The sequence below is a fragment of the Dysgonomonas sp. HGC4 genome (assembly GCF_001261715.1).
Classification (GTDB): Bacteria; Bacteroidota; Bacteroidia; order Bacteroidales; family Dysgonomonadaceae; genus Dysgonomonas_A.
The window spans coordinates 1-9,046 of sequence record NZ_CVRU01000192.1; the positions used below are offsets into that span (position 1 = coordinate 1).

At 37.4% G+C, this 9,046-nt stretch carries 7 protein-coding genes and 2 tRNA genes; all 9 read right to left on the bottom strand.

Annotated features, from left to right (window positions below):
- Positions 1-651: 651 nt before the first annotated feature.
- On the bottom strand, positions 652-2,010 hold the full coding sequence (locus HGC4_RS17750) for an MATE family efflux transporter (protein ID WP_050711481.1): 1,359 nt from the start codon (positions 2,008-2,010) through the stop codon (positions 652-654).
- 185 nt (positions 2,011-2,195) lie between these two features.
- A tRNA-Gly gene (locus HGC4_RS17755) sits at positions 2,196-2,271 on the bottom strand.
- 21 nt (positions 2,272-2,292) lie between these two features.
- Positions 2,293-2,375, bottom strand: a tRNA-Tyr gene (locus tag HGC4_RS17760).
- Between the two features lie 303 nt (positions 2,376-2,678).
- Complete coding sequence (locus HGC4_RS17765; RefSeq protein ID WP_050711482.1) at positions 2,679-3,431, bottom strand: hypothetical protein; 753 nt, start codon at positions 3,429-3,431, stop codon at positions 2,679-2,681.
- Positions 3,432-3,443: 12 nt separating this feature from the next.
- Positions 3,444-4,190, bottom strand: a complete 747-nt coding sequence (locus HGC4_RS17770) for a hypothetical protein (protein ID WP_050711483.1) — start codon at positions 4,188-4,190, stop codon at positions 3,444-3,446.
- Between the two features lie 13 nt (positions 4,191-4,203).
- The gene (locus HGC4_RS17775) at positions 4,204-4,914 is read right to left on the bottom strand and encodes a hypothetical protein (protein WP_185099990.1); all 711 of its coding nucleotides are present in this window, start codon (positions 4,912-4,914) and stop codon (positions 4,204-4,206) included.
- A gap of 829 nt (positions 4,915-5,743) precedes the next feature.
- A complete protein-coding gene (locus HGC4_RS17780; RefSeq protein ID WP_050711485.1) occupies positions 5,744-6,625 on the bottom strand; it encodes a hypothetical protein in 882 nt (293 codons plus the stop codon).
- 19 nt (positions 6,626-6,644) lie between these two features.
- Positions 6,645-7,592: a hypothetical protein gene (locus HGC4_RS17785; RefSeq protein ID WP_050711486.1), complete on the bottom strand. Its 948-nt coding sequence runs from the start codon at positions 7,590-7,592 to the stop codon at positions 6,645-6,647.
- A 10-nt stretch (positions 7,593-7,602) separates the two neighbouring features.
- Positions 7,603-8,502, bottom strand: coding sequence for a hypothetical protein (locus HGC4_RS17790; protein ID WP_157258384.1), 900 nt, complete (start codon positions 8,500-8,502; stop codon positions 7,603-7,605).
- Positions 8,503-9,046 lie beyond the last annotated feature (544 nt).

The following is a 9,046-nucleotide window of genomic DNA, read 5'->3' on the forward strand; positions in this document are numbered from 1 at the left end:
AAAACAGAATTAATAAAAAAGTCTTTTTGTTCATCGTTTTTAAAAATTAAAAAAATAAAATATATTAGTTAATGCAAAAATGCAAATATATGAAAAAAGTGTCAACGTGTAATCACTACACATTAACACTATGTATAGCTCCGCTTTAGATGAAAATCTAAGTCGTACAAATTCTAAACGACAACAACATAGGGAATGTTCTATACGACTAGTATTATCGGCAGATCTATAACTTTTATTAACTTTTATTAAAGGGTGCAAAAAAAGACACACTAATGAGTCACAAAAACGCAATAAGTGTGAAAAACAGATATTTCTCCTTAAAATTTTAGAGGTAAGAAGTGTTAAGCATGTAGATGCGTTATTTAGCTCTCTCTCTCTAATATTTCAACACACATAAACAAATCTAAACCGTTAAAATTTAGATTATTAGTGATAGATATGCTTGTTAATTTATTCTCCATTGCTAGCGTAAAGAGTTATCTTACAGATGCAAATATAGGTATTATATTGAAATTAACAATAGTTAGCTTCAAAATAAGAAATGTACGCCCTGTTTATCGCTGATAAGTGCAAAAAAAGACAAAAACTATCTTTTCTTCATCAACAAAAGAGATACTCAACTAAACAAAAACAACACCAATTATTGTGTTATTTTTTAACTTTTTTGTAAAGAAACGAAAACCAAAGAGGCAATATTATCCCTTTACAAACACTCGAAATAGCAATTGCCCACCACACTCCAACAATACCCATATCGGATGCCAGATAATAAGCCAGAGGTATTCGCAAAGCATTAAATACGACACTGATAATAGCAGGTTCTACAGTTCTTCCGATACCATTAAACATACCTTGAGTAGTAAGTTCGAGCATCATAAAAATCTGAACCAAGCCCATTACCATCAAATATTGCGACCCTGCATCTATTGCGTCCTGATGGGGAACAATAAGCCCGAAGATAGAGCCTCCGAAAAACACAAAAGCAACACTCACCACAATACCCACCGAAACCATTATTCGTAAGGTATAGATGTAAGCTTTTTTGCCTCGTTCTATTTTATTTGCGGCATAATTTTGAGCCATAAAAGCACTCAAAGCCGTAGAGAAACCTTGCGAAGTATTCCAGGTAACAGCCTCAATCTGACCACCCGTAGTTTGAGTCATCAAACCCAAGTGCCCACCATATATAGAGGCTACACGAGCCAGATTCATATTTATGATTGCATAGAGCGAGTTCATTAAAGAAACGGGCGTTCCCAGATAAAAAACACGCTTAAGAAAAACTACACGAGGTTTTATCAGGAACGAGAAGTTACCCAAAATTCGATTAGCTGATTTGATCTGATAGAAGAATAAACCAAATACAAATATCTGAGAAATTACACTTCCTACCGCTGCACCATGCAAGCCCATATCCAAACCAAACATAAGAATCGGGTCGAGAATCATATTCAGCACCAACCCAAACGCATTGTTTCTGAAAGGAATAAAGCTACGCCCTGCCCCATTATATACTCCTGATAAATTATACGATAGAAACTGAAACGGCAAACATATAGTCATTATACGGAGGTAAAGTACAGCTTCGCCCGTTATATCAGCAGGAAGTTTAAAGAACATCAAAATAGGCTCTGCAAACGTAAACAGTGTGAGCGACCATACTACCCCCAGAAAAATAGCTACAGTAGATGTATGTGAAGCATATATTTTTGCCTGACGCATTTTTTTCGCACCGATAGATTGCCCCACGGCTACCTCAGCCCCTATCATCGCTAAATAGGCAACCGACGCCGTAAGCCACAACAGCATACCAATAGCACCAATAGCAGCTTCCGATTTAGTGGCTACATTAGAAGCATCATCTGCACCCAATCGTCCCACCCACGACATAGCCATCAGTGTATATGCCATCTGCAAGAAACTTGTACCCATAAGGGGCAAAGCCAATCGTATAAGAGTCGAGAATATCTTACCCTCAGTAAGATTCTGAATACCACTTCCTTTCATTCGTATTTCACCTTTTCTATATCTAGGTCGAAGACCTTTTCACCTTGATAAGTAGAACAACCAGACAGTCTTAAAGTTATACGAAACAGCAATAAAAAAATAGGAATTGCTTATAACTTTTAAAACACCTTTCTTTTTAATTAATACAACAAAAGCGACTACTTTACGTAATCGCTTTTGCTCTTTGGAGCGGAAGAAGGGGCTCAAACCCTCGACCCTCAGCTTGGAAGGCTGATGCTCTATCAACTGAGCTACTTCCGCAATTTGCATAAAAAAAATAAGTGGGCAGTGATGGATTCGAACCACCGTAAGCTTACGCTATCTGAGTTACAGTCAGACCCATTTGGCCACTCTGGTAACTGCCCTTTTTTCCTTAAATGCGATGCAAAGGTAATAAAATTTTCGCTCTACCAAACAGATAAACGTATTTTTTTATCTGCTATTTACTCGAATCAAGCTAAACGTCTGTTAATAAATAATTAACATTGAATCTTTAATTTCACACCTCTACTCTTTTAAGAAAAACAAATTAATTTAGCTACTACATATAGTCAATATTAAGTCCGATTCTTTTCGAAGAATAACAGTTCTCAAACAAATAATTTGAGTGAGCAGCTACATTAATTACTATAAACATGAAACACATCTTCAACCATACCAAGCAATTTCTATAATTGCAAAATAACCAATTCTGACCAAATAGTAAGAGGATTACCCGTATAAGGATAAGATGATAGAAACGGTATTTGCGAACAAGTACTGCAAGTAACATCGACACCCAAGAAGCCGATGGTTAATGTTGCATCCGAAGTAAACTCTCGATAAATAGTACCACCACCTAAATACTCGCTATACCATTTAAAATATATAAGTGCACCATTACTATATACCTGCATACGCCCATATTCGCGAAGATTTATATCGCCTCTGATAAATATAAGATAACTTCCTGCGGGGATAGTAATTGAGTTTGTTCCGTTCGTCGTAGCATTTAATGTATTTGTAGAGAAGGACGTTGTTCCACTGATTGTATATAACGAATTGGCTACAATAGATGATGGATTTCCCGATACTTTCCAAACCGCCGCTCGCTTCACTAGCGACAACACCTGCCACGAACCCAACCCCGAAGCATCGGTGGCTGTAAAAATCTTCCCCAAACCTTCAGTTCCATCCGTTATCTTAAGCTTTCCCACAACATCCAGTTTTGTAGCCGGGCTTATAGTACCCAATCCTACTTCCCCTGTAGATGATACATATACATCATCACTATTGTTTACTGTACCCATACTTTGAGTATCGCCTTTCGGATCGATATGTAGAGCGGAATTTGTAGGCGGATTGATTGTCTTAATACCCACCTGAGCCAAAAGCAATGTACTAAAACATGATAATAAAATTGTTGATATATATTTATTCATAACATTCTTTATTTAAATCATAATTATAGAGAAGGTGTACCAAAAGGTATTTGTATAGGGTGGTTTAGTATAGTAATAGTTGGTAGCTCCTACGGCTGTAGAAACAGCTGTAAAATAGATAGTGATAGTTTCGGGGTTTGCATACTTAGCATTCGTCAGGTCAAGAAGAAAGGTAGCACCACCCAACCATTCCGAATAATAAAAAGAGAAGGGAGTATCTACACTTGTTTTAACTGTAAAAATTCCATATTCTGAAGCAGGAGCTAAATCTCCATTTACAATAATAATATATTTTCCACGAGGTATTCTCAAACTATTTGTACCTGCACTTAATCCATCTATTTCGTTATCAACCATAGCAGAGGTTCCCGTAAACTGAATCATGCCACTGGCAGGCACATTAACTGATCCGCTCAACTTCCAATTAGCTATCTTATTTATTTTCACACTCCCCCATGTAGCCAATCCCACATCATTGCTACTCATCAAGAGTTTACCATCCGCCTGCGTACCATCGTTTACGCGCAAACTTCCATTGATATGTAATTTAGCTTTCGGATCGATCACTCCCAAACCCAACTTTCCATCGGAGGTAAATACTACATCATCCGACATTTGAGAAGTAGAGGGAGAGGAATTATTATTGTTTTTGGCTGCATCAATATGCAACAATTGCGAAGGGCTTTCGGTGTAAACTCCTATTTGAGCAAATATGCCAGTAGATAAAGAACAGAATAAAATCACTAATATATTTTTCATTTTCTTACTCCTCTTATTTAGTTAACGAAATAAACCTCACCGTAGCAGCAGCGGTGGCATTATTGAATGGAGGCACTGTATAACGGGTTATACCTCCCCCTGAAAGATTACGAAACGCACCTCGAATATTGAGCGTGGTGGGTGCAGTAAAAGTATATACAGCCGACCCTCCGGTAAGTTGCTCAAAGTAAAATACCTGATAAATATAACTGTTAGTACCATACGTAAAGAGTCCTACGGCTCCATACTCCATCACATTAACATCAAAATCAATAACAATAAGAAACGTTCCGGCCGGAACTGTTATTGCCGAAGAGGTAGTGTTATCGAAGATTTTAAAACCCATTCCATTAGGATCCGACAGCGTTTGTGTACCCTTTATCATTGTTGATACACTAACCGGAAAAGTTGTATTGGGCGCAACCACCGTCCATGTGGCAATACCCTTACTTCGGTCGAAGTCTTTCCAAGAACCAACACCATTACTATCTGACATCAATACCTTATCAGCAGCCGGCGAGCCGCCCGATATAAGAACATCACCCATAACATCTAATTTTGCTTTTGGCGATACTGTACCTATCCCCACATTTCCATTGGCATCTACAACAAGATCATCAATAACATTAACAGAACCATTGGTATTTGCTTTTCCATCGATATGGAATACTCCTTGTGGATTTTTAGTGTTGATACCCACCTGCGAATAACACTGGATGAGCATAAAAAAATTAAAGATTAATAAAATAATTCTCCCCATTTCTTCTATATTTTTACATGGTTACTTGACAACTGGTAGTGGTAAAAAACTTGCAGCAAAAAAAAGGCAGTAGCGTGTAATCTCTACACACCACTACCGGACATAGTTGTGACACAGGTAAACCTTTTGTTCGTGCGGATTTTGAACGACAACAAAAAAACAAATCTGTCACACGAAACAGTTCACTGAGCAAACTATAAATATCTTTATTCGAAAAGAAGTCAAAAATGAAAATGCAAGAGTAAACACTGAACAACTTTCTAAAAAAAGTTACCCAAAGTCCGAATAAGGAGAATAAATAGCTTGTTAAGCACGAAGAGGGATTATTTAGCTCTCTCTCTCTCTCTAACATTTTTGCGTGAAGAACCAAACCTAAATTGTTAAAAATTAAGTTTTTATCTGCAAATATGTTTGTTAATAGGAGCATTATTGTTAGTGTAATTAGTTATTCGTCAGTCACAAAGATAGAAAATAATTTTATATTAACTACCAAAATATTACATTTTAGAGCAATAAATAGAAGCAAAAATGAGCATCAAGCCTCATAAAGACGACCAGAGAGTAGATCTAAAACAGCCGTAATCATCTAGTAACAAAACGAGTAGAAACATCCAATTCAAACAAACAATAAATTTTATAAAATTAACATCTTCAACAAAAAAAGCCCTCAACAGAGTTTTACTCCAAAGGGCTTTTTTCAGAAATTATAATCTTTTATTCAAGTATTATATACATAACCATAGAGGGCTAAGCAGTATTCTAAATAAAGTAAGATCAAACGAATAGCCATCAGTTAAAGCCTCCAGAAGATCATATAGGTACGCACCAAGTTGGTACTGCCGGGAGTTGTACTTTTAAGAGACCATATTCTATCAGTAGTATTTTCGTGACAAATATAGATCTTCACCTCATCGTTCTTCTTAAAATTAGCATTCAAAAATACAGATGCCGTTTGTTGTGCATTAGTATTGGGACGCAAAGCAACAGTATATGAATCTACTACCGAATGATTTGTTGCATTTACCAAAAACACATAATAATAAGCAAACTCAGAAGTGCCAGCTGATACATATCCCGACAAATGCATATTGAAGGAGTATGCTCCATCTTCTAAAATTGAGATTACTCCATTTTCTTTTGTTACAAACTTAAGTTCTGTTCCTACTGAATACAATTCGGCAGCCAACTGTGTAGGAGTTATAGGTTTGGTTGTAACATCGGGCGACGACAGATTCAACAGATTGATAAACGAACCGGCATAGATATTGGTGGACATTTTGCCCCATTGACTATCGGAAAAAAAATAAACACCATCCTCTATCGAAGCATCTTTATTATAAACTACTATGCCATCCGTAGGATTGGGTACTGTGGCAACATCAAAACTCGAAGCAAGAGTCACCCGATTAAGCCCCAAGGCTTTATTATCTGCATTCAGATACAACTGAGCACTGTTATAAGGCATTCCTCCCACACCAAGTATAGCCTCGTTATCCGTAGATATATTCAAGATCATATCATTTTTCAATTGTTCGGGAGTTGGTGTGCCCGAAACGTTATCTCCATTAGCGTCTATTACTAAACGACCTACGGGAAATTTGGTATTGATGCCTACCTGCGATGAAACATAGGCAGAACATACCAAAAACATTAATACTATAAATATTTTATTCATGTCATGTATCTTCTATTCGTTATAGTTTCCAAAATACCATACTCGTTCTGGCAGCCGATTTTAGCGATGGATCGGATGAGTCGAGAACCCGTACACTTAAAGGACAATCTTGAAAATCGGGCGATTGACCTCTGCCAATATAAATTTCAATTTCCTCGTCTTTATTCAAGCTTGTCCCCATTACCAAACGGTACGAATAATACCTCCTAAACCTTTGAGTAAAAGGAAACGAAATAAGCGCTTTCTCTAACACTTTATTTTGTGTTTTTGAAACCAGAAAAGCATACAATACAGCCTGAGAATCATAGGTTTCTTCCGGCGACGGAATACCCAATATTGTAGAATAGAAATAAAAACGCAGAGCAAATACATAAGTACCATCAGCAGGAGCTTTTATCTGGTTGGTTTCGGAGTTTACAAACGGCATCTTTAGCGTGCCCGAATAAATACCCGAAGTAGCATCTGAATAACTTATGCTAGGTATTTCAATTTGATCTGGAAGTAAATAAGGTATCGAAAATTCATTCTTTAGAGCAGGCTCTCTCTCTGCCTTTAAAATCCTGTTCCACTTCACACCATCGAAGTAATACCATCCTATCTCGACCTCTTCCGAGGCAATAGCCACCGTATTATAAACTATCATTCCGGCTCTCGGATTGGGCACAGTTACAATATCGGTCAGTGATTGAAGTTTTACTTCATTCATCTTCAAAGCTTTTTTATGCGATCCCAAATCGAGCTGAGCCGCTGTTGAAGCTTTCTTACCTAAGCCTACAACCCCTGTTGCATTATCAAGAGATATAATCATATCATCTGCAAGTTGAGTTCCTGTACCAGTTGTGTTATTTCCCAGAGGGTCTACCTGAAAGATAGCTCCCGACACAACATTCTCGGTGTTGATACCTATTTGTCCAAAAGACGCCGCACTCATCAATACAAATGCAGCAATTACATATATATACTTCATAGTTTCAATATCATAATTTCCAATAACTTAAAGAGGTCTTATTATACCTTCCGGCAGTAGTAGTTGCTCCACCATACAATGTCCAAGGAAAATTGGTATCGAGGTTGTGGCATATCAAAAAATCAAGTTCGTCACCAGCCTTCAACTCCGAAGACAAAATAACGGTTGCCGACTGCTTATAATCAGGAGCATTATTCATGGTTAACGTACCCAAGGCAGCAGCATCCATAATAGTCATATCCGATTTACGAAGCATAAATACATAGAGATGAGCCTCTGATGTTCTTTCCGTAGTAACAAAACCCACCAAATTGAGAGCAAACGCATAGGTACCATCCTCTGTAATGCTTACACCAACAGTGGACGAACCCAACGGCGCAAAAGGTATAGAAACACCATCGTATCCACCGGCTGATATATGTGGCGAGGTTGCAGAAGTGGTAGTAACGTCCGAAACAGAGACAGCTATCTTTACAGCATTAGTTTCCTTCGTAAAAGCCATTTGTTCCCATCTGTTAGCCACACCATTGAATACACAAATACCAGGATACAATTCGCTATTGTTGGTTGTATTGAAAACCATCATACCTTGTATGGGAGTAGGCACTGTTATTAAATCATCGGCAGCTATTAATGCTACATTATTTAAAGAGAGACCTTTGTTTGCCGAAGCCAGATCGACCGAGGCTCCCTTTGCAGGTACGCATCCAATTCCTACCCCTACTCCACCAACGCCATCATACGTCACAATAAAATCATCAGTCAATTGACTGGCAATCGGAGCTGCACCCGTATTACCTTTTCCATCGATATGAAACAGGCCTAGAGGATTACTGGTATTAATCCCTACTTGCGATTGACATAAGCCAATACTCAAGAGAGTAAAAAGAAGCAAATAAAACTTTTTCATTGCCATCATCTTGTAATACATATTTATCTTAAGATTAGTTAGTTTCGAACAAAAAAGCAGCAACATGTAATCGCTACACGCTGCTGCCGGACATAGTTGTGACATAGGTAAACGAATGATTCGTGCCGATTTTGAACGACAACAAAAAAACAAATCGATTACACGAAAACGTTTACCGAAACAACTGACAATATATTTATTGGGGAAATATTGTAAAGAAAAAACACAAGCGTAAACAAGACGCAATATAAAAAAAAGACAGATAACTCTGCCTGTAACTTTTGGAAATAAGTAGTGCTTTAAGTGTGTAGCTGTATTATTTAGCTCTCTCTCTCTCTCTCTCTCTCTCTCTCTCTCTCTCTCTCTCTCTCTCTCTCTAATATTTCAGCACAATTAACCAAACCTAAATTGTTAAATTTTAGATCATTATATATATTACTATGTGTGAAATTTAGTGTCATAATTATTGTAAAGAGTTATTTTACAGGGACGAAGATAGGACTTTTTATAATACAAGACAAAAAACATGATTTATATTTTGTCT

What these genes read in the sequence shown, in the direction of transcription:
- HGC4_RS17790 (WP_157258384.1), bottom strand. Translation starts at nt 8,502, where the DNA reads ATGAAAAAGTTTTATTTGCTTCTTTTTACTCTCTTGAGTATTGGCTTA.
- HGC4_RS17765 (WP_050711482.1), bottom strand. Translation starts at nt 3,431, where the DNA reads ATGAATAAATATATATCAACAATTTTATTATCATGTTTTAGTACATTG.
- HGC4_RS17750 (WP_050711481.1), bottom strand. Translation starts at nt 2,010, where the DNA reads ATGAAAGGAAGTGGTATTCAGAATCTTACTGAGGGTAAGATATTCTCG.
- HGC4_RS17780 (WP_050711485.1), bottom strand. Translation starts at nt 6,625, where the DNA reads ATGAATAAAATATTTATAGTATTAATGTTTTTGGTATGTTCTGCCTAT.
- HGC4_RS17770 (WP_050711483.1), bottom strand. Translation starts at nt 4,190, where the DNA reads ATGAAAAATATATTAGTGATTTTATTCTGTTCTTTATCTACTGGCATA.
- HGC4_RS17785 (WP_050711486.1), bottom strand. Translation starts at nt 7,592, where the DNA reads ATGAAGTATATATATGTAATTGCTGCATTTGTATTGATGAGTGCGGCG.
- HGC4_RS17775 (WP_185099990.1), bottom strand. Translation starts at nt 4,914, where the DNA reads ATGCTCATCCAGTGTTATTCGCAGGTGGGTATCAACACTAAAAATCCA.